The organism is Rhodococcus sp. YH3-3, from assembly GCF_001653035.1.
In the GTDB taxonomy this organism is placed as follows: Bacteria; Actinomycetota; Actinomycetes; order Mycobacteriales; family Mycobacteriaceae; genus Rhodococcus_F; species Rhodococcus_F qingshengii.
In genome coordinates, this window is the sequence record NZ_BCWH01000001.1 from 860,479 (window position 1) to 885,901 (window position 25,423).

General features: G+C 61.4%; 23 protein-coding genes and 1 pseudogene. 15 read left to right on the forward strand and 9 right to left on the reverse strand.

Annotated features, from left to right (window positions below; all coding sequences use genetic code 11):
* Window positions 1–6: 6 nt before the first annotated feature.
* Window positions 7–657, reverse strand: a complete 651-nt coding sequence (locus YH3_RS04080; RefSeq protein WP_007731498.1) for a TetR/AcrR family transcriptional regulator — start codon at window positions 655–657, stop codon at window positions 7–9.
* A gap of 149 nt (window positions 658–806) precedes the next feature.
* On the opposite strand from YH3_RS04080, the pseudogene YH3_RS04085 reads away from it, so the two are divergent.
* Window positions 807–2,588: pseudogene (locus YH3_RS04085) on the forward strand (acyl-CoA dehydrogenase).
* Between the two features lies 1 nt (window position 2,589).
* A complete protein-coding gene (locus YH3_RS04090) occupies window positions 2,590–3,522 on the forward strand; it encodes an oxygenase MpaB family protein (protein ID WP_080961232.1) in 933 nt (310 codons plus the stop codon).
* 88 nt (window positions 3,523–3,610) lie between these two features.
* On the opposite strand, the gene YH3_RS04095 is transcribed toward YH3_RS04090, so the two are convergent.
* Entirely contained in the window at window positions 3,611–4,906 is a 1,296-nt protein-coding gene (locus tag YH3_RS04095; protein ID WP_064443466.1) for an HNH endonuclease signature motif containing protein, read from the reverse strand.
* Window positions 4,907–5,178: 272 nt separating this feature from the next.
* Between YH3_RS04095 and YH3_RS04100 the strand changes: the two genes are divergently transcribed.
* From YH3_RS04100 to YH3_RS04110, 3 genes are read left to right on the forward strand one after another with little or no spacing between them, the layout of a single operon-like run.
* Window positions 5,179–6,945 (forward strand): multicopper oxidase family protein, encoded by a 1,767-nt coding sequence (locus YH3_RS04100; RefSeq protein ID WP_058227103.1) that lies wholly within the window; start codon window positions 5,179–5,181, stop codon window positions 6,943–6,945.
* Between the two features lie 36 nt (window positions 6,946–6,981).
* Entirely contained in the window at window positions 6,982–8,196 is a 1,215-nt protein-coding gene (locus YH3_RS04105; RefSeq protein WP_007732303.1) for a CaiB/BaiF CoA-transferase family protein, read from the forward strand.
* A gap of 16 nt (window positions 8,197–8,212) precedes the next feature.
* A complete protein-coding gene (locus tag YH3_RS04110) occupies window positions 8,213–9,109 on the forward strand; it encodes a hydroxymethylglutaryl-CoA lyase (RefSeq protein ID WP_370852725.1) in 897 nt (298 codons plus the stop codon).
* Between the two features lie 6 nt (window positions 9,110–9,115).
* On the opposite strand, the gene YH3_RS04115 is transcribed toward YH3_RS04110, so the two are convergent.
* The 5 genes from YH3_RS04115 to YH3_RS04135 all read right to left on the reverse strand — a co-directional run bounded on the left by YH3_RS04115 (window position 9,116) and on the right by YH3_RS04135 (window position 12,933).
* Window positions 9,116–9,421: a hypothetical protein gene (locus YH3_RS04115; RefSeq protein ID WP_007732306.1), complete on the reverse strand. Its 306-nt coding sequence runs from the start codon at window positions 9,419–9,421 to the stop codon at window positions 9,116–9,118.
* A 47-nt stretch (window positions 9,422–9,468) separates the two neighbouring features.
* Window positions 9,469–10,581 carry a hypothetical protein gene (locus YH3_RS04120; protein ID WP_064443021.1) on the reverse strand — a complete coding sequence of 371 codons (1,113 nt, stop codon included), beginning with the start codon at window positions 10,579–10,581 and terminating at the stop codon, window positions 9,469–9,471.
* Window positions 10,578–11,792, reverse strand: a complete 1,215-nt coding sequence (locus YH3_RS04125; RefSeq protein ID WP_082920527.1) for a sensor histidine kinase — start codon at window positions 11,790–11,792, stop codon at window positions 10,578–10,580. The genes YH3_RS04120 and YH3_RS04125 overlap by 4 nt, the downstream gene beginning before the upstream one ends.
* A 20-nt stretch (window positions 11,793–11,812) precedes the next feature.
* A complete protein-coding gene (locus tag YH3_RS04130) occupies window positions 11,813–12,079 on the reverse strand; it encodes a response regulator transcription factor (protein ID WP_370333094.1) in 267 nt (88 codons plus the stop codon).
* Between the two features lie 143 nt (window positions 12,080–12,222).
* Entirely contained in the window at window positions 12,223–12,933 is a 711-nt protein-coding gene (locus tag YH3_RS04135; protein ID WP_007732315.1) for a LuxR C-terminal-related transcriptional regulator, read from the reverse strand.
* 183 nt (window positions 12,934–13,116) lie between these two features.
* Here YH3_RS04135 and YH3_RS04140 point away from each other — a divergent pair, with 183 nt between their 5' ends.
* From YH3_RS04140 to YH3_RS04175, 8 genes are all read left to right on the forward strand, one after another.
* On the forward strand, window positions 13,117–13,641 hold the full coding sequence (locus YH3_RS04140) for a TetR/AcrR family transcriptional regulator (RefSeq protein ID WP_202427151.1): 525 nt from the start codon (window positions 13,117–13,119) through the stop codon (window positions 13,639–13,641).
* Window positions 13,638–15,122, forward strand: coding sequence for an NAD(P)/FAD-dependent oxidoreductase (locus YH3_RS04145; RefSeq protein ID WP_064443022.1), 1,485 nt, complete (start codon window positions 13,638–13,640; stop codon window positions 15,120–15,122). The genes YH3_RS04140 and YH3_RS04145 overlap by 4 nt, the downstream gene beginning before the upstream one ends.
* A complete protein-coding gene (locus tag YH3_RS04150; RefSeq protein ID WP_064443023.1) occupies window positions 15,119–16,834 on the forward strand; it encodes a GMC oxidoreductase in 1,716 nt (571 codons plus the stop codon). Before YH3_RS04145 ends, YH3_RS04150 begins: the two co-directional genes overlap by 4 nt.
* Window positions 16,818–17,465 (forward strand): hypothetical protein, encoded by a 648-nt coding sequence (locus YH3_RS04155; protein ID WP_007732330.1) that lies wholly within the window; start codon window positions 16,818–16,820, stop codon window positions 17,463–17,465. Before YH3_RS04150 ends, YH3_RS04155 begins: the two co-directional genes overlap by 17 nt.
* Window positions 17,466–17,751: 286 nt before the next feature.
* On the forward strand, window positions 17,752–18,306 hold the full coding sequence (locus YH3_RS04160) for a Fur family transcriptional regulator (RefSeq protein ID WP_054187028.1): 555 nt from the start codon (window positions 17,752–17,754) through the stop codon (window positions 18,304–18,306).
* Between the two features lie 31 nt (window positions 18,307–18,337).
* Window positions 18,338–19,789, forward strand: a complete 1,452-nt coding sequence (locus tag YH3_RS04165; RefSeq protein WP_003943483.1) for a catalase — start codon at window positions 18,338–18,340, stop codon at window positions 19,787–19,789.
* Between the two features lie 269 nt (window positions 19,790–20,058).
* Window positions 20,059–20,745, forward strand: coding sequence for an HAD family hydrolase (locus YH3_RS04170; RefSeq protein WP_003943463.1), 687 nt, complete (start codon window positions 20,059–20,061; stop codon window positions 20,743–20,745).
* Window positions 20,746–20,751: 6 nt separating this feature from the next.
* A complete protein-coding gene (locus YH3_RS04175) occupies window positions 20,752–21,741 on the forward strand; it encodes an LLM class F420-dependent oxidoreductase (RefSeq protein ID WP_007732341.1) in 990 nt (329 codons plus the stop codon).
* Here the strand turns inward: YH3_RS04175 and YH3_RS04180 are convergent.
* Together YH3_RS04180 and YH3_RS04185 are read right to left on the reverse strand one after the other, a co-directional pair.
* Entirely contained in the window at window positions 21,638–23,017 is a 1,380-nt protein-coding gene (locus YH3_RS04180) for a sensor histidine kinase KdpD (RefSeq protein ID WP_064443024.1), read from the reverse strand. The two genes, YH3_RS04175 and YH3_RS04180, sit on opposite strands and share 104 nt — an antisense overlap.
* A complete protein-coding gene (locus YH3_RS04185) occupies window positions 23,014–23,718 on the reverse strand; it encodes a response regulator transcription factor (protein ID WP_003943475.1) in 705 nt (234 codons plus the stop codon). The genes YH3_RS04180 and YH3_RS04185 overlap by 4 nt, the downstream gene beginning before the upstream one ends.
* Window positions 23,719–23,885: 167 nt before the next feature.
* Between YH3_RS04185 and YH3_RS04190 the strand changes: the two genes are divergently transcribed.
* Window positions 23,886–24,350, forward strand: coding sequence for a hypothetical protein (locus YH3_RS04190; protein WP_003943487.1), 465 nt, complete (start codon window positions 23,886–23,888; stop codon window positions 24,348–24,350).
* A gap of 220 nt (window positions 24,351–24,570) precedes the next feature.
* Window positions 24,571–25,374, forward strand: a complete 804-nt coding sequence (locus YH3_RS04195) for a metal-dependent hydrolase (protein WP_007732353.1) — start codon at window positions 24,571–24,573, stop codon at window positions 25,372–25,374.
* Window positions 25,375–25,423 lie beyond the last annotated feature (49 nt).

Below are 25,423 nucleotides of genomic sequence, written 5' to 3' on the forward strand. Positions count from 1 at the left end.
CGGCCGCTAACGCCCGACCGATTGTGCGAGAGCCACGGCAAAACTGGAAAGTCGTTCTCGGGTATAGGTTTCGGGATCACTGACGGCCAGTCGTCCGAGCATTTCGGCGAACGACATCATGGTGTGTGCGAGGAGAACCGGATCAAGGCCTTCGAGCTTCGACTCGAGGGCAATCCCGGCGCGGGCCAGTTCTTCGGCGCGGGCGAAGACAGCTCCGCGAGAGAGCTTCAACAAGCCGTGATACTCGCTGGGGGCGTTCTCGACAGACGTCAGAATCAGGCGCCAGCGCGTCGGGTTCTCCAGTACGGCGTCGACGAAGGCGCCAACGGTCCCGGTGTACGACGCGGCTGGGCCGAGTTCGCTCAGATCTGTCGGCATGGTTTCGAGTACCTGAGCGATGGCTCGCTCGTGCTCGCGGCGCAGCAGTGCAGCGACGAGATCGGTCCTGGTATCGAAAATCGTGTAGAGGACGGGCTTGCCGACACCGGCTTCGGCAGCGACGGATTCCATGCTGAGGTTGTGCAGGCCAACGCGGCCGGTGACCTCGAATGCTGCGTCGAGGAGCTGCTCGCGACGTTGCTCCGGCGCCATGCGAGGGGCGTACTTGCGCCGCGGTGTATCCGTTGCGTCAGCTTGTGACCTGGTCATCGTGTGCATCACCTCCGGTCTCACCCTAATCTGCCTGCCACTTCTTCGTGAATAATACGCAACCGTTGTATTCATCGTCTGCAATTGTTACGGTGGCGTTGTATTCGAATGGTGCTCAGTGAGGCGCCTCTGCCGAGATCTCGAGGAGAACAACCGCTATGACAGCGTCGACCTCTTTAGTGCCGAATGATCTGCTGCTCCATCCCTCCACGTACGATCGGCCGGAGTTCGACGCGACCACGCGGAGACTGCTGGGCGCGACCGTCGACTGGTTCGAGGCGCGTGGAAAGAACCGACTCCTGGCCGACTATCACGACAAGATCTTCTACTCCGATTTCCTCGATTTCGCGGCGAAGGAAGGTCTGTTCGCCACATTTCTGACGCCCGCCCGCGACAGTGGTGGCGACTCTGACAAGCGCTGGGATACCAGTCGTATCGCCGCGCTGTCCGAGATCCTCGGTTTCTACGGACTCAACTACTGGTACCCGTGGCAGGTGACCATTCTCGGCCTGGGGCCGGTGTGGCAGAGCGGCAACGAGACTGCAAGGGCGCGAGCAGCTTCCGCTTTGGCTTCCGGAGGCGTTGCGGCATTCGGACTGTCCGAGAAAGAGCATGGCGCGGACGTCTACTCCACGGACATGGTCTTGACGCCCAACGGCAGCGGCGGGTACCTGGCCAGCGGTTCGAAGTACTACATCGGAAATGGCAACTGCGCCAACACGGTCTCTGTCTTCGGCCGTGTCGACGGAGTGGAGGGCACTGATCAGTACGTCTTCTTTTACGCCGACTCGGACCATCCGGCATTCACCGTGGTGAAGAACATCGTTCCGGCCCAGATGTACGTAGCGGAGTTCTCACTCGTCGACTATCCCGTTGCGGCAGAGGATATCCTGCATACCGGCGAGGCAGCATTCAGTGCCGCACTCAACACCGTGAACATCGGAAAGTTCAACCTGTGCTTCGGCGGAATCGGTATGTCGACTCATGCCTTGTACGAGACGATTACCCACGCGCACAATCGAATCCTGTTCGGCAATCCCGTCACGGCGTTCCCACACGTACGACGTGAATTCGTCGACGCGTACGCGCGCCTGCTGGCGATGAGGCTCTTCTCGGATCGTGCGGTGGACTACTTCCGCACCGCATCGCCCGAGGACCGCCGCTACCTCTTGTTCAATCCCGTCACCAAGATGAAGGTGACAACCGAGGCACAGAAGGTGATCGGACTGCTCTCCGACATCGCTGCGGCAAAGGGCTTCGAGAAGGACAGCTACCTCGCGGTGGCCAAGATGGATGTCGACGGGCTGCCCAAGCTCGAGGGGACCGTCGCCGTCAATCTCGCCCTGATCGCCAAGTTCATGCCGGCGTACCTCTTTGCCCCCGAGTCATTTCCGGCGATTCCGACGCGTAACGACGCAGCCGACGACGAGTTCCTGTTCCGTCAGGGCCCGGCACGGGGGTTGTCCAAGGTTCGATTCGACGACTGACGAGCGGTATACGCGAAGTTTGCGGATGTTCCCAACGTTGCACTGTTCGTGGAGCAGGCAGAAGCGCTCGTGACCCTTCTAGCCGAAGCTGCACCGGATGCGGCGCAGCAGGTCGACTTGGACTTCGGCCTTGCGATCACCGAACTCTTCACCCTCGTCGTCTACGGCGAGCTGATCCTCGAACAAGCCGAGATCTTGGGATTGGACGAGGGACAGCGGAGCGGTGGGGTGCTGGATCAGATCTTCGATGTCCTGGTCCGCGACTTCAGTGCTGCAGCGGTGGAGTTGTACGGAAAACCCAGCGCCAGTGAAGATCAGCAACGGTTGGCACTCGCATCTATTCGGCGCCCCACGTTCGCGGCGGAGCGATTCGAGTACGTCTGGCAGCAAGTAGTCGCCTTGTCTGGTGCCTACGAAATGAACGGTGCCGGCTCAACGAACGGGGAGGAATGAAATGTCTGAACTGACGATGAATCGACCGCGTGAGGATTACGGCTTCTTCGGCCCAGGATCACCCAGTTGGAAGATCTGGGCCGCGCCGACAGCGCTGATCGGGTTCCAGCGGTCGGTGGTGCTCGAGCACTTCGACCCCTTCTTGGCTGCCGCAGTGGCAGACATGAGCGGGATTTACAGCGATCCGGCCGGGCGACTCGACCGAACCTTGGCGTACTTCCTGACCGTCGCCACTGCCGACGGGCGGACAGCACTGGCGCTGTCCGACCACCTCATGACAGTTCATGCTCAGGCTACGGGCATCGAACCGATCACCGGAACTCGTTACAGCGCAAACAATCCGGCGTCACAACTCTGGATCCACGTGACGGGTTGGCATTCGGTGCTCAAGTGCTACGAGATGTATGGGCCGGGCCCGCTTTCAGCTGTCGAAGAGCAGCGGTACTGGGAAGAATGCGTGATCGCTGCCGAACTACAGACATGCAAGACCTCCGACGTTCCACGCTCCCGAGACGAGGTACGTGAGTACTTCGCTGAAGTCAGGCCCAGATTGTGTACCTCCGAGCGTGCCAACCGGGCGATGCACTACTTGTTGAGAACACCGAGAGCGCAGGGGAAGACGAAGTTCGCGACATTCAGCCGATTGGTCGCGCCGGCCACTATCGCGACTTTGCCCGGCTGGATGCGAACGATGGGTGGGTTCGATCAGCCAGCGTTGTTGGACAGAGCAATTGCGCCCGCGGTGCGAACGGCAGTCCGGTTGGGTAGTTCACCGAAGAACATGACCACTGCTCTGAAAGTCATTGCGCCGATGACGGGCAAGGTGTTGGAGCGCCACCTGCGTGACGAGCAACCCCTGGACCCGAGAGTTGTCACGCCAGCGGAGATTCGGGAGCGATTCCCGCGAGCCGCCAAGGTTGCGCAGGCCGTCTGACGGGTTCGCCACGGTCTGTTGGCACCGCATCGGGGGGATCCCTTCGATGCGGTGCTCGGCCGTGTTCTGTTGTGCCTGAGGTTCGTTCTCAGGTTTTGAATGTGGTGTTCGCCGGTCGTGGGTGCTGTCCGGGGTCGATCGAGGGTGGCGGGATGAACCAGGGTTTGTTGTCGACTCCGATTCGGATTTCCCATTTCCCGACGAACCCGGATTTGCGGTGCATCAGTCGGTGGTGTGAACGGCACAGCAGGACCAGGTTGTTCATCACCGTCGGGCCACCGTTGGCCCAGTGCCGGATATGGTGCGCATCAGTCCAGGCGGGCACGCATGTGCAGCCCGGGAAGGCGCAGCCTTTGTCTCGGGCGATGAGGGCGACGCGTTGTTCGGCGGTGACCAACCTCTTTCCTGGTTGCGCATCCAAGGGCGCGCCGTGATCGTCGAGCAGAACGGTCGAGAGGAAACAATCACACCCGAGAAATCGGGTCTGCGACACCGACAGTGGCCCGAGCCAGGGCATGTGCCCGACGTCAAGATCCGACGCAGACTCTTCACCATCAGAAGAGGCGGCGCAGTCTCGGTGCTCGGCCAGATCCCGTGCGTTGATGTGCACGTTCACGTGCGGGCGTTGCCCACCATCGAAACCGGTTTTGGCGCAATCGAGATAACGGCGGATCAGTTCGGTGAACCCGTCGGCAGTTCGTTTCGCTGCCGACCGAGAATCCGGGGTTCCATCGGGTGCCGGGGTGGGCATCGTCAGATTCGACAACGCCGACAGCAGCATTTCGCCGGTGAGGGCGTCGAAATCCCCGCGCACCACCACTCGACCGTTCAATGTCGACGCGATCCGCAGCTCATTCCGGTCGACGTCTTCGGCGGGCGGGATCTCATCGGACTCGAACAACCGCTCCAAGGTCGCGATCACGTTCCGCACTTTCGTCGTTGTCGCCTCCACCCCCGACGCGGCAGCGAGCAACAAATCGATGCACTTCGGGAGCGCCTCCTCCGGCATCCCCTTCGGTGGTGACTCACAGAACGCCACGATCAACACGGCATGATCGAACGAGCAATCCCCGCAATCGAACCGAGCAGCCACCGCAGGAAACGGCCGCAAAGCCGCACCCAATGCGGCGATCTTCTTCCCGTCCCGAACCTGCAGCATCGTGTTGGCCGCCAGCCACGCACCCACACCGCGGCTGGCAATCACCTGATCATCCGGGCGCAACGACAACTCGTCCACCACGGCCACTCGAACGGCTTCGAGGCGCAGAATCTCCGCACTCGCCGACACCGCAGCAGCGCGCAACTCTGCAGCAGTCAACTGCCACAACCGTCCGCGTAACCCCACCGCAGAACCCGACACCACATCCGACAACAAGACACTCATTGAATCCCCCGATCCCCAACCCAAATCATACTCGAACATGCGTTCGAGTCAAGAGCGTTTTCGAATCTTCGGCTTCTCGCAAAGCTGCAAGAGTGCATCCGTTGTCCGCAAACGTGTTTCGTCGGGACGGAGGAGGTCGTCGAGTACGGCGACCGGTGCGGTGGGGTAAGGTCGCCGATTTTCGAGCTTTGGTTGGAGAAGGTGGTCGGTGTTTGACCGTGCGGGCACACGGGTAACCCGCTCCGGATGCCGTCAGCGTGAGGGGGCCGTGAGTGGACGAGTCACACAAGATCCGTCGCCGATCCTTTGTTCAAGGGCTTGGCCTGCTGGCCGGTCTGAGCGCGTTGTCCGCTGGATCAGCGACGGCTCGACCACCTGATGTCGATCCACTGCGCCCGTTCCAACTTCCGTCGCCCCGTCTGGAACCGTTTCGGGAGACCCTTCCTGTCCTGCCGGGCATTTCGGGTGGCAACCTGGAGCTTCGTGCGGCATCGTCGATGCACCGATTCCATCCGGACCTACCGTCGTCGCCGTCGCTGGGTTACGGCGGAATGGATTATCTGGGCCCCACCATCGAAGCTCACGTCGATCAGCTCGTCACAGTCCGATATGCCAATGACATTTCTGCGTATCCGCTTGCCGCGGATGTCGATCCGGGTCTGCACGGCGTCAGCGACCTCGACCGCACACAGGTCCCCACCTCGCTTCACCTGCACGGAGGAGTTACTGCACCGCAGTTCGACGGGCATCCGGAGCTGATCCAGCGTCCGGGCGAAGGTTTGGTTCACGAGTACACGAATGGTCGTGCAGCCGGCAATCTTTGGTATCACGATCACGCCATGGGAATGACGCGCCTCAACGTCTACGCCGGGCTGGTCGGGATGTATTTTCTCCGTGACGACGCAGATACAGGCACCACCGGGAATTCTCTCGGCTTGCCGTCCGGCGAATTCGAGCTTCCGATGATTCTGCAGGACAAGGTCTTCACCTCCGACGGTCAACAGAGTGTCCGTTCCACGTGGCTCACTCCGCAAGGTTCATGGGATCCGGCGACCCCCGGTGACGTGGGTGTAGTGAACGGCGTCGTATGGCCGAAAGTGGAGGTGGCTCGCGGACTGTACCGATTGCGACTGCTCAATGCCGCAACCTATTCGGTGTGGAATCTGCACTTCGCAAATCGTATGCGGTTCTGGGTGATCGGTTCCGAAGGAGGATTTTTGGCCGCTCCTGCGCCGACGGATCACGTCCGGCTGAGTCCGGGTGAACGCGCTGATCTGCTTGTCGACTTCAGTATGCTCGAGCCGGGCACGACGGTGGAATTGCGCAACGACGAACCGGTACCCCTTGCGGTGGCGCAACGCGGCACGCAGGTGATGCCGGTCTTCTGTCGGTTCGACGTGGGCAGCGCAAAGGGATTCACCGGCTCGATCCCGCAGCAGCTGAATTCCGTTGCTGCCGAACCGGCGTCCCCGGATGTGGTGCGAAATCTCACGATCATGCAGCTGTCGCGTCCCTCGGATTACCCGTCGATCACCATGTCGCTCAATAATTTGCGGTTCACTGATTCAGATATCGAACTGCCGCGTCAGGGAACCATCGAGCAATGGAATTTGATCAACATCACCACAGAACCGCATCCGATTCATCTGCACTTGGTGGCGTTCCGCGTTGTGGGGCGCCAGAACATCGACACTGCAGCGCTCATGCAGCGGTATCCGGTACCTGACCTGGGAGTCCGGTGGACGCCGTCGGCCGAGGAATTCGTGACCTCCCCGCTGCGGCCTCCCGAAGTGTGGGAAACGGGGGAGAAGGACACTGTCATCGTGGATGCCAACTCGATTACCCGCGTGATCGTGCGCTTTCCGACGGCCGACGAGTTGGGCTTCGATCCGGATGCAACTTTCGCGAGAGGTTCCATGGCAGATCACTCGGCACACGGAGAAGTCGGCATGGGGGACCTTCAGGGGTACGTCTGGCACTGCCACATGCTCGATCACGAAGACCACGACATGATGTTGCGATATCGGGTGGTGACGTAGCCTTCAAGGGGAGAAAAGTTCCCAGAGGAGGCAGCTGTGTCGGAAGGTGCGCCCACCGGGCCCCTGGACGGATATCGGGTGATTGAACTCGGAACCTTGATCGCCGGGCCCTTCGCCGGGAAACTGCTCGGCGACATGGGCGCCGACGTGATCAAGATCGAATCGCCGGACCGCCCGGACCCGCTTCGTACCTGGGGTCAGGCCGAGCAGGACGGTCATCGATTCTTCTGGACGGTTCACGCCCGCAACAAGCGGTGTGTGACGTTGGACCTTCGCGTCGACGCGGGACGAGACCTGTTTCTGAATCTGATCGAACATGCCGATGTGGTAGTCGAGAACTTCCGGCCGGGCACCCTCGAGAAGTGGGGCCTGGGATTCGACGTTCTCAGTGCGCGCAATCCGAAGTTGGTGTTGGCCAGGGTATCCGGCTACGGGCAGAGTGGACCGCAAGCCAAGAGCGCCGGCTACGCCTCGGTTGCCGAAGCGGTCAGCGGATTTCGGCATCTGAACGGTTATCCAGGGCAGGCGCCTCCGCGTATTGCCCTTTCGCTCGGAGATTCTCTCGGCGGGATGTTCGCCGTTCAGGGAGTGCTGGCGGCGTTGCTCTCACGAGAGCGGACCGGCCGTGGTCAGGTGGTCGACGTTGCCCTCACGGAATCCTGTCTGGCGGTGCAGGAATCCACGATCCCGGATTACGATCGGGGCGGGATCATCCGGCAGCCCTCGGGAACGAGATTGGAGGGTATTGCGCCGTCCAACATCTATCAGACCTCTGAAGGAAACTGGGTGGTGATCGCAGCCAATCAGGATACGCTCTTCGTGCGTCTGTGCACCATCATGGGGCGACCGGAACTAGCGCATGACGACCGCTTCTCCAATCATGTTGCCCGTGGCAAACATCAGGACGAGCTCGACGAACTGATCAGCGCCTGGGTCGCGCTCCAAGATCCCACCAGCCTGGTGGAACGCCTCACCGAAGTGGGAGTTGTTGCCGGGCCGATCAATACGGTTGAAGATGTCGTCAAGGATCCGCAGCTGATCGAGCGGGGGATGCTCGTCGACCACTACGACGAGCGGATCGGTGAAAACGTCCTCGGCTTGGGCGTCGTGCCTACCTTCAGTGAGACACCCGGATCCGTGCGCAACGCGGGAGCGTCGGCGCCGGGTCACGACAACTCCTCGGTGTGGGGCGGGCTCCTCGGACTCTCGGACGACGAGCAGGCAGAACTGAAGATGAAGGGCGTGATCTGACATGTCGGTACCTGGCGTGGGTATTCCAGCAGTCAGTATTCGTGAAGTCGGACCACGGGACGGGTTGCAGATCGAAGACCCGGTGTCGCTGGCGGAGAAACTTCGTCTTGTCGACGCTCTGGCTGCGACGGGTGTTTCGCGTATCGAGGCGACGTCGTTCGTCTCACCGCGCGCTGTGCCGGCGTTGGCCGACGCGGAATTGTTGGCAGCAGAACTGCACCAGTGGCCCGGCATCGAGTTCTCGGCATTGGTCGCCGGAATCGGTGGAGCGAAACGGGCCGTCGCCGCAGGAATGAAAACCGTCGAATATGTTGTGTCGGCATCGAATGGCCACAGCGAGGCCAACACTCGGTCGACGACGGAGCAAGCGACCGAACGTATCGGAGAGGTCGTCCGGATCGTCCACGACGCCGGAGGACGGGTGGAGGTCATCGTGGCCACAGCCTGGGACTGTCCGTTCGACGGTCCAACCGACCCGGATCGTGTTCTGCGGATTGCGGAGCAGGCCAAGGAGTTCGGTGCTGATCAATTCTCGATCGCAGATACCATCGGCACTGCCACGCCGGGACGTGTCGGACGATTGATCGACGCTGTGGGCGAAAGAGTAGGTGACTTCGGCTTGGGTGCGCACTTCCACAACACGCGTGGCGCTGGTCTTGCGTGCGCGTTTGCGGCTGTGCAGCACGGTGTTCGAAACCTCGACGCGTCCACCGGAGGTCTCGGTGGTTGTCCGTTCGCTCCCGGTGCCAGTGGCAATATCGCGACGGAGGAACTGGTCTACATGCTCGAAGACATGGGCATCGCGACAGGTATCGACCTGGATGCGAGCATTCGTGCCGCTGCCGTTGCAGAGGAGATAGTGGGCCATACGGTTCCCAGTAATCTTCTCCGCGCCGGCGATCGGAAGCGGTAGGGACCTTTACTCTTCTCGGTTGGGTGATGCCAGCTGCAGTTTGACCAGCTGCTCGTGCGCCGCGGCCGGCCAACCGATGCGCTGCTTCTCCAGATACCAGGCACCGGCGGCAAATGCGATCGCGAGGACGATCCAGATCGCGACGCTTCCGATCTGAGAGCCCAGGTCGCTCGACGAGGACACTTCGCCTGTGCTGTAGTCGTATTCCGTTGTCGTGGTGATTCCCTCTACTGCGAAGGTCCACAGAATCGGAAGGGCACACAGTGCGGCGAGGGCACGTGCGACATGCGCTGGACGCAGTTCGAAGATCATTCATTTCTCCTGGTGATCGACCCGGTGAATCTCACTCTCCTCGAAAGCTATTCGGGTTCGACGGCGCTGTCTGTAGTCGGATCGACGGACATGGACGAGGTGCCGAGCTCTCCCCGGTCCCCCTGCCGTAGCAGCTGCATTCCGTTGTGATCGAACTCGATTCGTCGAACGTCTTCAGTATCGACCAGCATCGTGGCCATAGCGGTACGCCGAGGTGGAAGGATCCGTATGGTCACTTTTCCTCGCGAGATCGCGGTGAGTTCCCGGACGATGCTCGAGTGGATTCGGTCGCGCACGTCGGCGTTCGCGCCATCCATTCCGTGGTCGTCGAGCAGGACCACTTCGACGCCGCGGTTTCGAGCGGCACGCACAGCATCGATCACGTGATTCTTCTGAAATCCCGGCGCTCGGAGCGAGTCACGTAGTTGAGCTTCGAGTAATTCACATGCCAATTTCTCGGTGGAATCCATTGGCACGCCTGAAGCAATCCGCTCGAGCAGAGGCCGGGCCAGTATGTTGAGTCTGTCGAGTTGGGCGTCTCTTTCTTCGATGACTGCCGACGTGGCTGCTCCTGCGGCGATGCGTTCGGTAGACGCTTGGCGTAGTTCGAAGATCGTCTTGGCTCGTGGCCGAATCGTAAGTGCGAAGACCGTCGACATTAGAACTGGTCCGACGTTGGCGAAAGACTCGGCGAAGCCGTACAACGGTCCTTGACCTGTCACAGTCGCCCAGGCAACCGAGGAGGCAATCAAAAGAATCACGCCAAGCCAGGCGTAGCCCGTCCTTCCCCGCACACACATGAAGGTGAAGACGACAGTACACATTCCGAAAGGCCAGAGTTGGGCCGGATTATGCACAGGTACCGGCAATACCATGAACACCGCGCCGCAGGCGACTAAGCCGGTAGCACTGAGCAGGATGCTCTGGTGAAGGGGCATGGGGTCCCCGTCAGTCAGGACGATGGAGAAGGCAGCTGCTGACCCAACGAGTACCGCGACTGCCAGCGGCCACGAGGACCTGACTCCGCTTGTCCCGTACGCGGCGGAAATCGAATACGTGACGGTGAAGCAGGCAACGAGAAGGAGAGCGGATCTACTACGCATTCCGAGTAGGTCGCGGATGTCTTTGCCTACGGTGATGTTTCCCGCATCGAAGTTCATCGAGGAGCCATCTCAGCTCGTTGCCAGGACAGAGTGACTTTGGTTCCTGCTCCTGGAGAAGACGCGACGTCTGCTGCCCCTCCGGGGATACTGCGTACCCTGGCATGAATGCTCACGGCGATGCCGAGTCGATGCGTCGGTACGGTGCGAGGATCGAAACCGATTCCGTTGTCACATACCGTCACCTCCATTCGAGTTTCTTCGACAATTGCGTCGACCGAACGACGTGCGTCCGGCCCGGCGTGTTTCTTACTGTTACGCAGTGCTTCACTCAAGGCTCCTGCGAGAGCACTCACCGGTTCCGACGGGAACTCGGCATTGTTGGCGTTTGACTCCACGTGTGATGTGAAGGTGACATTCTCATCGACTTCCGAGGCTGCCGAACGGAGTTGAGCAAGAACCGCATCCGGGTCCAATCGCTCTGCGGTCTCGACTCCCGAACGAAGATGGTCCAGGCGGGCCAGTGTGCGCCGTGACTGCCCGGCGACGGTGGAGTCGGAGTCCGTTCGTGCAGCAGCCAACAAGGTCGACATCACGGTGTCGTGGATCAGGGCGTTGAAGCGTTCGCGTTCGACGTCTTTTGCAGCTGCAGCCGCGGCTCCGGCGGCCGCAGCGTGGGTACTCGCGATGGTGGCGTCAAGGGTTTGCCCGGTGCGAAGTGCGACAACAGATGCTGCAACAAAAACTGTGCAGAACATCAGCGCAGCACTGAGATCCGGAATCAGAAGATAGAACAGGGGTGCTTCGCGGATGGCGTGATTGATCAGTTGGACGAGCGTGACTCCCACCCCGAGGTATAGCAGAGCCCAGGCAGGCTGCCATGCAGCTGCGGCTGCTAGCCCGGCGACACCAGGGATGTTGGCGAGCCACGTCCCGAAGCCTTGGACATGTTCACCGGTCCACGCAGGCCACCACGCGCACGCAACGAGAATATAGGCAATCGCATTAATTGCGGCAGCTCGACGAATCCAGATTGTCTGGGGCAGGAACGTCGAAAGTCCCAACACCATGGCTGTTCCGAATATCGCGAAGATGGCCACAGGTGTCCACCAGGCCGCGGTGGTTGCCGCTGCGTCTCTGATATTCGGAATCAGGATGAGCAGGTAGAACAGGTAGCCGGCGCACACGAATCTACCGAACAGACGAAGGATCTTGTCGGTGAAGGTGGAATCGGTAGTACTTGATTGACTCTCTGCTGAATCATTCGCCAAGGATGGGTGAGGCAGTCTGATCAGAGTTCGTCGATCGTCACTATCTGATCTTGTATCGCTCGCACGAGTAATTCGCATTTCGTCGGTGCGTTCCTTCCAACGTCGGCATACTTCTCGCGAATCCGCGACAGGTGGGTCCCCACCGTTCCCACGCTGATGTAGAGGTTTTGAGCAACGCGTGACTTCGAATCACTCAGTAGCCATTCCCTGAGAACCTCGATTTCGCGCTCCGAAAGGTGCGGTCCGACGGGGTCCTGTGCCATGCAGTTTTCCACAGTGACTGTCATGAGTTTCGTCCTTACTTCTCTGTAGCGGAATGACAGACCCCCGACAGTGCCGTCTTCTTGTCAGATGAATGTAATTCGAAGAGGGAAATTTTTCCCAGACATCAATTCCTCTGCCCATATTTTCAGGGGCAGCGCTGTGAGAGTTATTGTTGCCGAACCTCATTGTTAGTCAAAGTCAGCTTTTTTCCGGAAGTAGGCCGTTCAGGAATTGGTAACACCCCGTCTTCGACCGCGCGTTTGTACAAATCCGTTTTTGTCGGTGCGGGTCGTCCGACAGCCGCATATTTCTGCCTGATGCGCTGGAGGTAGTCGTTAACCGTCTGCGGCGCCAAACCGGTGAGTCGCGCAACTCGATCCGCCTTCTCTCCGGATGCGTAAAGTTCGAGGACCTCGAGTTGTCGAGGGCTCAGACCCACTTCGTCGAGACCTGGATCCCCGTCGATTGCGGCAGCCCACTCTGTCGTCACCACCTGCCTTCCCGACGCGGCGGCGCGTATCGCATCAACCACGACGGCAGTCGGTTCGGACTTGCGTACAACACCCAGTACGCCGGCACGGGCGGCCGAGCGAACGAGGTACGGGTTTTCCGCCCCGGTGAAGATCAATGTCTCGAGCCCGGCGGCCCGCAGTTGCTCGACATTGCTCTTGGGCGATGAACCGTCGGCCAGCCGGAGGTCGAGGATTGCCAGATCCAAGGCGACGTTCTGAGCGAGCATCTCGGACACAGTGGTCGCGATGCACACCAATTCGAGGTCCGGCTCGTCCTCGAGCATCACGGACACGCCGATTGCTACCGACTCGTGGTCTTCCACCAACCCGACACGGCGGTGTGGAAATGCTGTTTGCTCTGGCATAGCGATTGTTTCCCTCCGCTCGATGCGAGGACGTTATCAGGCAGAGCTGACTGACCGGTATGTTACGTGTCAAGATTTGAAGTCAGCCTGGACTGTTTTACGTTTCGGCTCTACAGTTGTCTTGTGACCGAGACCACTTCCGATGCGAAAGTAAGCCGTACCCAGGCCGAACGTACAGCGGCGATGCGTGGGCGCCTCCTCGACGCCGCCGTCGAATCGTTGGTCGAGCTGGGCTACGCACGGACCAGCACGCAAGAGATCGCCCGCCGCGCAGGCGTCTCGCGGGGTACGCAACTGCATCATTTTCCGACCAAGGAATCGCTGGTCGTCGCGGCCGTCGAGTATCTGGTCGACAAGCGGCTGGAAGAAATCCTCACCGCTGAAGTGGATCGTGGTCGAGGCCTCGAGGTCCTGTCGGACGCGTTCTCCGGGCCGCTGTTCTATGCCGCCCTCGAATTGTGGGTCGCGGCGCGGACCGATCCCGTTCTGCATGCGGCGACGGTGCCCCTCGAACGCAAGGTGAGTGAGGCGCTCGAGTTCGGCAGCGCCGAGTTGTTCGGTGATCGGTTCGATTCCGAGTCGGTCGAACTCACCATCGAACTCGTTCGTGGGCTTGCCGTCTCAGCCCTGTTTCGTACATCCGAAGCCGACGACGCGCTCAGAGCGCGACTGTTGCCGGCCTGGCAATCCCGAGTGGAGAAGAAGTGAAGCTTCCCGAACATGTCGAAACGCTGATTGTCGGTGCCGGATTTGCCGGTATGGGCTTGGCCGCCAGAATGCTTCGCGACAACCGCGCTGCAGACGTCGTGTTGATCGAGCGTGGAGCTGACATCGGCGGCACTTGGCGCGACAACACCTATCCAGGCTGTGCCTGTGACGTGCCGACGGCGTTGTACTCGTATTCTTTTGCGCCGAGCGCCGATTGGAGTCATACCTTTGCTCGTCAACCCGAGATCTACAACTATCTGAAGAAGGTGGCCGCAGACACCGGCATCGTGGAACGCGTAGTCCTGAACTGCGAACTCGAAGCTGCTGTGTGGGACGAGGATGCGGCGCTGTGGCGTATTCGGACATCTCGAGGGTCGTTGACGGCCAAAGCTCTGGTCGCCGCGACCGGAGCGTTGTCGACGCCCAAGATCCCGGATTTCCCAGGTCTCGACCAATTCTCGGGGACCACTTTCCATTCGGCGACGTGGAACCACGAACACGAACTGCGTGGTGAGCGCGTAGCCGTGATCGGAACGGGAGCGTCGGCGGTTCAGTTCGTTCCCGAAATTGCCGATCCGGCGGCCCACGTCACCGTGTTCCAGAGAACTCCGGCCTGGGTGATCCCGCGAATGGATCGCACCCTACCTGCTGCACAGAAGGCCGTGTACTCGCGGATTCCCGCTACGCAGAAGGTGGTTCGGGGATGGGTTTACGGCTTCCGTGAACTACTCGGTGCCGCGATGTCGCACGCGACGTGGGTGCTGCCGGCCTTCGAGGTGGCCGCGCGTCTCCATCTGCGCCGGCAGGTCAAAGATCCGGAGTTGCGCCGGAAACTGACTCCCGATTTCACGATCGGCTGCAAGCGAATGCTCCTGTCCAACGACTGGTTGCGCACCCTTGACCGCGCGGACGTGAGTCTGGTCGACAGTGGGCTCGTCTCGGTCACCGAAAACGGAGTGGTCGACGGACGCGGAGTCGAGCACAAGGTCGACACCATCATCTTCGCCACGGGATTCACGCCGACGGAACCGCCTGTTGCGCATCTGATCACCGGAAAACGTGGCGAGACGCTGGCCGCACATTGGAACGGTAGCCCCAACGCGTACAAGGGTACTGCGGTCAGCGGGTTCCCGAATCTGTTCCTCATGTACGGTCCGAACACCAACCTCGGACACAGTTCGATCGTGTACATGCTCGAGTCCCAGGCCGAGTACGTCAACGACGCCGTGAACACCATGAAGCGAGAGCGGATCGATGCCCTCGACGTGAACGAGACGGTGCAGGTGCACTACAACAAGGGAATTCAGCACGAGTTGCAGCACACGGTGTGGAACAGGGGCGGATGCTCGAGTTGGTACATCGATCCGGAGGGGCGCAACTCGGTGCAGTGGCCGACGTTCACTTTCAAATTCCGTTCGCTGCTGGAGCATTTCGATCGGGAGAACTACTCCGCTCGCAAGATCGAAAGCGTCGAGGCATGACCGCGACGCACTACGACGTGGTGGTTATCGGTTCGGGATTCGGTGGCAGTGTCGCCGCTCTTCGCCTGACGGAGAAGGGCTACCGCGTCGGGGTGCTCGAAGCCGGTCGACGGTTTGCCGACGACGAGTTGCCTGAAACCAGTTGGAGACTTCGAAAGTACCTGTGGGCGCCGTGGATCGGATGTTATGGGGTTCAGCGCATCCATCTTCTTCCGGATGTGCTCGTGATGGCGGGGGCCGGCGTCGGAGGTGGGTCGTTGAACTACGCCAACACGTTGTATCAGCCACCCAATCGGTTCTTCGAAGACCGTCAGTGGGCGCACATCACTGACTGGCACGACGAACTGGCGCCGTACTACGACCAGGCCAAACGGATGTTGGGTGTTCGCACCAATCCGTCCTTCACTCCTGCCGATGCGGTGATGAAGGACGTAGCCGAAGAGATGGGCGTGGGGGAGACCTTCACGTCCACCCCCGTCGGGGTTTTCTTCGGGGAGGCAGGAGTTTCCGTGCCGGACCCGTTCTTCGGCGGAAAAGGACCCGAACGCACAGGTTGCACGGAATGCGGGGGATGTATGACCGGGTGCCGAGTCGGTGCGAAGAACACGCTGGTCAAGAACTACCTCCATCTCGCCGAGCAAGCGGGCGCCAGGGTTCATCCGCTCACGACCGTCACCGACCTTCGGCCGGCGGCAAGCGGTGGTTACCGCCTGCTCGCGAGGCGAACGGACGGCGTCCGCCGGCGAGAAGTTCGGTTCACCGCCGATCAGGTGGTGGTTGCCGCCGGAACGTACGGAACGGCGAGACTGCTGCTCGGTATGAAGGAATCCGGTGCCCTGCCGGGCCTGTCGGATACTCTCGGCACCGTCGTACGTACCAATTCCGAAGCCGTACTGGCCGCAACGTCGAAGTCGCGTCGACGGAACTTCACGCAGGGCGTAGCCATCACGTCGTCCTTTCACCCGGATGATCACACGCACATCGAGCCGGTGCGATACGGCAAGGGCAGCAATGCAATAGGACTTCTGCAGACCGTCCTGAGTGACGGCGGTGGGCGAACTCCCCGGGTGCTGAAGACTCTGGCAGTCGCGGCCCGGCACCCAGGAGCGTTCTTGCGATCGTTGTCGGTACGGAACTGGTCCGAGCGAACCGTCATCGCGCTGGTGATGCAGACCGACGACAACTCCCTCGAACTTTCCAAGAACACCAAACGATTCGGGCGCTCCCTCACCAGTAGACCGGGACCGGGCGATCCACCTCCTCAGTGGATTCCGCAGGGTCATACAGCCATTCGCAAGGTCGCCGAGAAGATCGACGGCGACCCGGGTGGTTCCATCGCCGAGATCGTGAACATCCCGATGACGGCACACTTTCTGGGTGGCTGCGCTATCGGTGACAGCGCGTCGAGTGGCGTCGTCGATCCGTATCTGCGTGCATACGGTCATGAGGGACTGCACGTCATGGACGGTTCGGTGGTGAGCGCAAATCTCGGAGTGAATCCTTCCCTGACCATCACTGCGCAGGCGGAACGAGCGTGCGCGATGTGGCCGAACAAGGGTGGCGCGGACGCCCGCCCGAAGACCGGCGAGCCATACGTACGTATCGATCCGACTTTGCCGTCCGATCCGGTGGTGCCGACGCATGCACCAGGCGCTTTGCGGCTTCCCCTGACCGTTCGAGCTGAGAAGGTGTCCGATGTGGAGCGTGCCTGAATCGACAAGTGACCGCGTCGACTGGCCGGTGAGTGATCCGCCGCCGTGGCCGGCTCGCGTTCGCGCGACACTGTGGTGGCACCGCAGTACGTCGGCGGCGCGGGAGCTCGGCCCGGATGGTCGAACGATTCCGATGACGGTGGCCATGATGGTGGACTACCTCGATTCGCCGGTCGGCCCGTATCGCGAGATCCTCGCCAGTCCGGTCTTGCATGCGCCAGGGAAACGGATCGGGCCTATGCCGCGGATGGCGGTCCCTTTCATCGCGGTGGATTCGGAACCGTCGGTGCACGGTGGGCGAGTCCACTGGCAACTACCCAAGGTTCTGGCCGAGTTCGACGGAGACGTGCAGCAGAAATTCACTGCAACCGGCGACGGATGGCGGGTGCGTTCGGATACGCGGATGCTCGGGCCGCGTCTGCCGATTGCCGGGGCGTTGGGATTTGCGCAGCCCGAGTCCGGCGGAGGTCTGGCGATCGCGTCGGCAAGGCTGACGGGATCGTTCCGATACGCGCGCGTGAGCGTCGAGGCAGAGGGGCAGACCCTGCCGGACTGGTTGGCTGCGGGCACCCATCACGGCGTCGTGATTCTGGGCGGAAAAATGACTACGGGAGCGGCCAGGCGTCGGTAACGGGGGTTTGACCTGCGAAAAAGCGACCAAGGCCGCCCGTCAGTGACCGGGCGGCCTTGGTCGTGTGGTGTGAAAGTCAGGTGTCGACGTCCCACAGGCGCCTCTCGGCGGGTGGTCGCTCGCAGCGACAAAAGGGGTGGGGCCCGGGGCTTGTTCGGACGCCGACAGGGTGTTCAACGGCGGTCTCCCCGGATTTGTTCCCGTCCTTGATATGTGACACCGGTCTCGATTCAACTTAGGCAATCCTTTTCTTGACTAATTCCAGAAAAGCGGCATACTGGGAAACATGCGAGACGGAGAGCATGACTTCGACCCCCGAGCGCAACTGCGCGCCGTCGGGTTGAGGGTCACTGCTCCGCGCCTCGCCGTGCTGGATGCGGTTACAGCCCAACCGCATTCAGACGCCGATTCTGTTGCAGCACTCGTGCGGCAGCAGCTCGGATCGGTATCCACACAGGCCGTTTACGACGTGCTGAAGGCATGCGTGAACGCAGGATTGCTGCGACGCATCGAGCCGGCGGGTTCGCCCGCACGGTTCGAGACGAGGACTGGTGACAACCACCATCACCTCGTCTGTCGCGGCTGCGGCAAGGTCGTCGACGTCGATTGTGTTGTCGGCCAAGCTCCCTGCCTCGAACCTTCCGATAATCACGGCTTCGAAATCGACGAAGCCGAGGTCGTGTTCTGGGGCCGTTGCGAAGATTGCCTGAAGAATTCTGCCGAATCCGACACCGAGTCGGACGCGGTCTCGCAGAATCGAATTGATGCGTCCAGAACCTCCGAGTCAGCCACCTCGCATGCAGCCCATGCGTTCGGCTCGGATGCAGCCCCGCTCCTCTGACGCCCAGCCCACAACGCTAGGAGGCTTCGCCATGACCAAGCCCACCACCAACAATTTCGGTATCGCGGTCGCAAGTGATGACGAATCGCTGACCGCGGGTATTCAGGGGCCGGTGCTCCTTCACGACCACTACCTGATCGAGAAGCTCGCGCAGTTCAACCGCGAGCGTGTCCCGGAGCGCATCGTCCACGCCAAGGGCGGCGGCGCTTTCGGTGAACTCGTCATCACACACGACGTCAGCAAGTACACCAAGGCCGCGTTCCTGCAGCCGGGTAAGAAGACCGAGTCCCTCGTCCGCTTCTCCACCGTCGCCGGTGAGCAGGGCAGCCCGGACACCTGGCGCGATCCGCGCGGTTTCGCGATGAAGTTCTACACCGAAGAGGGAAACTACGACCTCGTCGGCAACAACACCCCGGTGTTCTTCATCAAGGACGCCATCAAGTTCCCCGACTTCATTCGTTCGCAGAAGCGACTGCCCGGCTCGGGTCTTCGTGACCACGACATGCAGTGGGACTTCTGGACTCTGCGTCCCGAGACCGCTCACCAGGTGACCTGGCTGATGGGTGACCGCGGGATCCCGAAGACCTGGCGCAACATGGACGGCTTCGGATCGCACACCTACCAGTGGGTCAACGCTGCGGGTGAACGCTTCTGGGTGAAGTACCACTTCAAGACCGATCAGGGCATCGAGTTCCTGACGCAGGCCGAAGCAGACAGCCTCGCCGGTAGCGATCCCGACTACCACCGCGCGGATCTGTACAACGCCATCGAGGCCGGTAATTTCCCGAGCTGGACACTCAAGGTTCAGATCATGCCGGTCGACGAGGCCGAAGGCTACCGCTTCAACCCGTTCGACCTCACCAAGGTCTGGTCCCAGAAGGACTACCCACTGATCGAGGTCGGCAAGTGGACGCTGAACCGCAACCCGGAGAACTTCTTCGCGCAGATCGAGCAGGCTTCGTTCGAGCCGTCGAACGTGGTGCCCGGCATCGGATTCAGCCCGGACAAGATGCTTCTCGGCCGCGTCTTCTCCTACGCCGACGCACATCGTTACCGCATCGGCACCAACTACGCCGACCTGCCGGTCAATGCCCCGAAGAACGAGGTGAACTCCTACTCCAAGGAGGGCGCCATGCGTTACAGCTTCAATTCCCCGTCGACGCCGGTGTACGCACCGAACTCGTACGGCGGACCGCATGCCGATCCGTCGGTTGCCGGTGACGAAGGACTGTGGGCGTTCGACGGCAAGGCAGTGCGCGCCGGATACATCGAGCACGCCGAGGACGGCGACTTCACGCAGGCCGGAACGCTGGTCCGTGAAGTTCTCGACGACGCAGCTCGTGAGCGCCTGGTGAGCAACATCGTCGGCCACGCCCTTGCCGGCGTCAGTGAGGAAGTTCTGTTGCGTGTCTTCGAGTACTGGAAGAACGTCGACGCAGATTTGGGCAAGCGCGTCGAAGAAGGTGTACGCGCAGGTCAGTGACCCGCTGACATGAGCATCGCTTAGGTCTACCGAATGCGGACCGCTGCAAGGGAAATCACTTCCCGGCAGCGGTCCGTTTCCGTCTACCCAACTACAGAAGCGCAAACCAATAGACGAAGCATGCGAGAAGGAATACAACGACTGACTCCATGACGACACCCCTGTTCGACGTGCACTTCTGCTGTTCGCACTCTCCATGATCCGCTTCTCGAGCTGAGAATGCTCGGGGCACAAGTTTCGCGAACCGAGGTGTTGGGCAGTCAATTCCCATGGCAATAGGTGCGGTTCTCTTCGACATCGACGGAACGCTCGTCGATTCCAACTATCTGCACGTAGAAGCGTGGTCGCGAGCTTTCTTCGAGGTAGGTCGCCCGGTCGACGCGTGGCGGGTACACCGCAGCATCGGCATGGATGGAGACCAACTACTGGAGTCCTTGCTCGGCGAAGACATCGACGGGTGCGGACCGCGAGCCAAAGAACTTCACACCACGTACTACCGGCAGTCGGCCGACCGTCTCCGAGTACTGCCGGGAGCGCGCGAGTTGATCCGCCGAGTTCACTCGCTCGGACTGCATGTGGTGCTCGCTACCTCGGCGCCGGACGACGAACTGAAGTTGCTACGCCGGACGCTCGACATCGACGAAATGATCTACGCCGCCACCTCTTCGGAATCCGTCGACGAGGCCAAACCTGATCCGGACCTGATCGAGGTCGCGCTCGCGAAGGCAGGTGTCGACGCGGGCAATGCGGTCATGGTCGGGGATGCCGTCTGGGACATGAAGGCGGCGACATGGGCGGGCGTTGTGGCTGTGGGAGTGCGCAGTGGTGGCATGTCGACCGACGAACTCGAAGGTGCGGGTGCGGCTGCCGTGTACGACGACGCCCGCGACCTCCTCGACCACCTCGACGGCAGTGTGATTTCCGAACTCGTTTCAGGCCTAGATACCGGGAGTTGATCAGTGATGGCACGATTCGGCTACACCTTGATGACGGAGCAGGCAGGTCCGAAAGAACTGGTTCGCCATGCAGTTCGGGCCGAAGAAGTCGGCTTCGACTTCGAAGTGATGAGTGATCACTACTCGCCGTGGCTGACCGAGCAGGGGCATGCACCCTACGCCTGGTCGGTGCTGGGGGCAGTCGCCCACGCCACCGAGCGAGTCGGTTTGATGACGTACGTGACTTGTCCGACCGTGAGGTACCACCCCGCCGTCGTCGCTCAGAAAGCTGCGACGATCCAGATCCTCGCGGACGGACGCTTCACCCTGGGATTGGGAAGTGGCGAGAGCCTGAACGAGCATGTGGTCGGCGAGGGTTGGCCGTCCATCGACACCCGCCAGGACATGCTGCAGGAGGCGGTGAGCATCATTCGCGCACTGCTCGCCGGAGATCTGGTGAGCTGGAAGGGGGAGTACTTCGACGTCCAGTCCGCCAGGATCTGGGATCTCCCCGAGAACCCGGTTCCGCTGGCGCTGGCCATGTCCGGAGACAAGTCCGTCGAGCGTTTCGGTCCGATGGCCGACGATCTGATTGCCGTGCAACCGGATTCGGAGCTAGTGCACTTGTGGAAGCACGTGCACGGCCGAGCATACGGATTGGCTCCCGCAGGCCGGACCATCGGTCAGATTCCGATCTCGTGGGACCCTGATCGCGACACGGCAATTGCACGAGCTCATCAGCAGTTCCGGTGGTTCGGCGGAGGGTGGTCCGTGAACTCCGAACTGCCGACGCCGGCGAGCTTCTCGGGTGCGACTCAGTTCGTGCGCAAAGAGGATGTAGCTGAAAGCATTCCGTGTGGTCCCGATCTCGATGTGATCGTCGAAGCGGTCAAGGCATACACCGACGCCGGATTCACCGATGTGGCACTGGTACAGATCGGTGGAGATACCCAAGACCGATTCTTCGACGAGGCGGCCAAGCCGCTGCTCGAGGCTCTGCACGTCGAATTGGGTTGATCGAGAAGATCAATCGAGTTCCGCCGAGTGGGCTCTTGTCGAGTCGCGCGCTACCGCCGTGCAGCCTCGCCTGCTGCGCGACGAGGGCCAGTCCCAAACCGCTTCCGGCGTCACCCGCACCGGTACCACGAACGAATCTCTCGAACATCGCTTCGCGTTCCGAAGGCGCGATCACGGTGCCGTTGTCGTCGACGAAAACCGTCGCCGAACCCGTCGCAGCCCCTGATCGGACGGTGATCTCGACTTCGTCGGCATTGCCGTGCCGAACGGAATTGGTGACGGCGTTGGTCAGCACCAGACGGATACCCGCGGGAAAGGCCTGAACCGAAAGTTCTTCCGGTGCTTTCAAACGAACGTCGACCTGCGGGTGCAGACGGCCGGCGTCAGCGACGGCGCGATCGGCAACCTCGACGAGATCGACGTCGGCACAATCCTCGGGATCGGCCACGTCACCCAGGGCTAGAGTCTCGAGGTCGGTCAGGGTGCGCTCGATCTGGCGCTGCGCTTCCAACAATTCGCCGGACAGTTCGCGCCGTTGGCTTTCCGTGAGATCGAGTGTTGCGAGAACTTCGAGATCGGTACGCATCGACGTGAGAGGTGTGCGCAGTTCGTGGGCGGAGACGCGAGCGAAATCGCGTGCCGACTCCAACGCCTCCTCGGTGCGGCTTCGATCGCTTTCGATGCGACTGAGCATGCTCTGGATTGCCTCCGACAGTTCTTCGGCTTCTCGCGTTCCACGTACCGACGGTGCCCGGCGCGAGAGTCCGTCGACGTCGAGGTTGTTGCCGATCGAACTGGTGGTCTCGGTCAATTGCTGTAGTGGCCGGACGGCTCGGCCGGTGAGGAACCAACCGAGCCCGGCCGCGGCAAGGATGGCGACCACTGCTGCAGCGGCCACTTGGAACTGCTGCTCGCGGATTGCCTGGGTCAGTGGGTCTTCGGGGATGCTGACGGCCAGTGTGGCGCCGCTGTCGCCGGGCACCAGAACATCACGACTGCGAACATCGGTGGTAGCCAAGGCGCTGACGGTCGCGGCGTTGAATCCGGGGCTGACCACGGATGGTTCTGTTGTTGCAGTTGGTGTCTCGATGAATAGCGGGCTCGGCGCACTCGCCGCGACGCCCAGGGTGACGGAATCGAGAGTGCGTTCGAGTTGTTCGGATCCGTTGACACGCAGAAAGACCGCGAACGCAATTCCGATCGCGGCAATCACGATTCCGGCGGCCAGGCCCGAGGCGATGGCTACGCGAGTCTGAAGTGACAGCGGCCGCTTCATCGTTCGGCCCTCAGGACGAAGCCCACCCCACGCACTGTGTGGATCACGCGGGGCGCTCCGTCGACTTCGAGTTTCTTGCGTAGGTAGGTGACAAAGACGTCGACGACATTGGTGTCGGCGGCGAAGTCGTAACCCCAGACGAGTCGCAGGAGTTGTGCGCGACTGAGTACGACACCGGCGTGCTCGGCGAGTACCGACAACAGGTCGAATTCTCTTTTGGTGAGTTCGATTCGCCTACCGTCGATGTGCGCTCGATGGCCACGGAGATCGACCGTCAGCGGTCCCACCGTGATCGGATGGTCGACCGACGGGGTGGCTCGCGTCGTGCGTCGAAGCAATGCGCGGAGTCTGGCGACGAGCTCGGCCAACTCGAAGGGCTTGGTGAGGTAGTCGTCGGCGCCCGCCTCCAGCCCCGCGATGCGATCACCCACGGAACTTCGGGCGCTGAGCACGCAGATCGGAACCTCGTTGCCGATCGCGCGCAGGGCGGTCACCACCCCGACGCCGTCGAGGCCGGGCATGTTGACGTCGAGAACGAGCGCGGCCGGGCATTGCTTGTTCACCGATGACAAGGCCGATCGTCCGTCGACGGCAGTTGCCGTGTCGAAGCCCGACAATCGGAGTCCACGTTCGAGCGAATTCAGAACCTTCGCGTCGTCGTCAACGATCAGGATGCGCTCGCGTGTACTCACCCCAGCCATGGTGCCATCGGATCAAGGCCTGGGGCCTCGCTCGGAGCGAGGGCCGTCGCATTCTCATCAACTCCTAAGAAACCGACAACAGATCTGCAGTGTTGGCTTCATAACCTCGGGTTTCTCGGATGCGACCGCGCCGAGAACTCGAGAACGTTCGATCAAGGAGAACTACGATGACGCGATTGAAAGTGAACGGCAAGCGGGCCCGCCGGACCGGTGTGGTGGTGGCGTCCGTGGCGGTCCTCGGTATGGCAGTGGCGCCGGGAATCGCCTGGGCTTCCAACCCGATTTCCGACGGGTCACCGGTGGCGGTGCGGTCGATCGCGACCGCTCCAGCCGAGTTGGGTGTGGCTCCCGAAGTAGCGTGTGGTGTCGCGGCGCCGATTTCCGACGAGGAGCTGCAGAAGCTCATCGACGAGGGGAAGGTCGTGCGCGCGGAGGAGGCCGGTACGGCCGCAGTCACTATCGAAGTGCCGAGCGAAGCTGCGACATTCGTTGCGCGTGAAGGGGTGCCGGCGTTGCCGACCGTCGAGTGGGCTCCGACGACCGAAGGTGTTCCGGCAGAGGTGCTCGACATGGCCGGTGTCGCTCCGCTGGAGGAAGGCGTTGCCCTGTCATGCACGGTTGCCGCGGGCTGACGAGCGAAAAAAGCTCCGCATGAACCGCTTTGACCTGGAACGGTACGGCCGTACTCAACTGGGTCTGGAGGTTGGTCAAGCCTGTCGGTAGCACTTGCTACGTTCGGGGCGGTCTCGGCGAGCATGCCGGGGCCGTCGCCGACGGCGTCATGTGTGTGGTGTCTTGCAGAGGGTGCGGTACGGCCTGATGCGGGGCGCGTTTCGAAAGGTGTTGTGTTTCATGGTCATGGGCCCCACCCACGCGATGTCCGGTGCTGCTGTGGGGTTGGTGGTTGCGGAGTTGTTGCCTCTCGACTGGGGAGGGCCCACATCCACTGCGGAAACTTTGACCTTTGCCGGAGTGTGTGCCGGAGCCGCCTTGCTTCCCGACCTCGATACCGGTCAGTCGACGGTTTCGCGATCATTCGGTCCGCTCAGCAAGGCTCTGGCCAAAGGCATCGACGCAATTTCGGTGACCTTCTACCGCATCACCAAAGGCAAGAAGGACGGCAAGCGTCGTGGTGGGCATCGGACGCTCACGCACACCGCGCTGTTCGCCGCCGGGTTGGGTGCCGGGGTCTCGGCGCTGGTTGTTCAGTTCGGGAAGCCAGCCATCATCATCACCCTGTTCTTCTGCCTCGGGTTGGCCATCCGTGGATTGGCGGGTGAATTGGCCAAGGAGAAGGGTTGGCTCGCGGTCTCCGCCGTTGCGTTGGTGCTCTCTGCCCTCACCTGGCAGTGGTATCCGAGTGAGGCTGGATCCACGGGGCTAGGTGTTGCGGTGGCACTGGGTTGCGCCACGCACTGTCTCGGCGATGCGATCACCAAGGAAGGGGTGCCGTTTCTCGCGCCCCTGATTCCGCTCGGCGGCAAACGATGGTGGGAACAACGGCTGCCGTCATTCCTGTCCATCCGTGCAGGTGGGAACCTCGAGAAGATCCTGATCGGGCCGGCGTTGACGGTTCTGACTGCCTGGTTGATCATCAGTGCGTTCGACGGTGCCCCGGAAGCGATCTACGCGGTCTTCGCTCCGATGGTGCAGTGAGCTTCGGAAAACTTTTATTACGGAACCACTGGCATCGTAATCATATTTG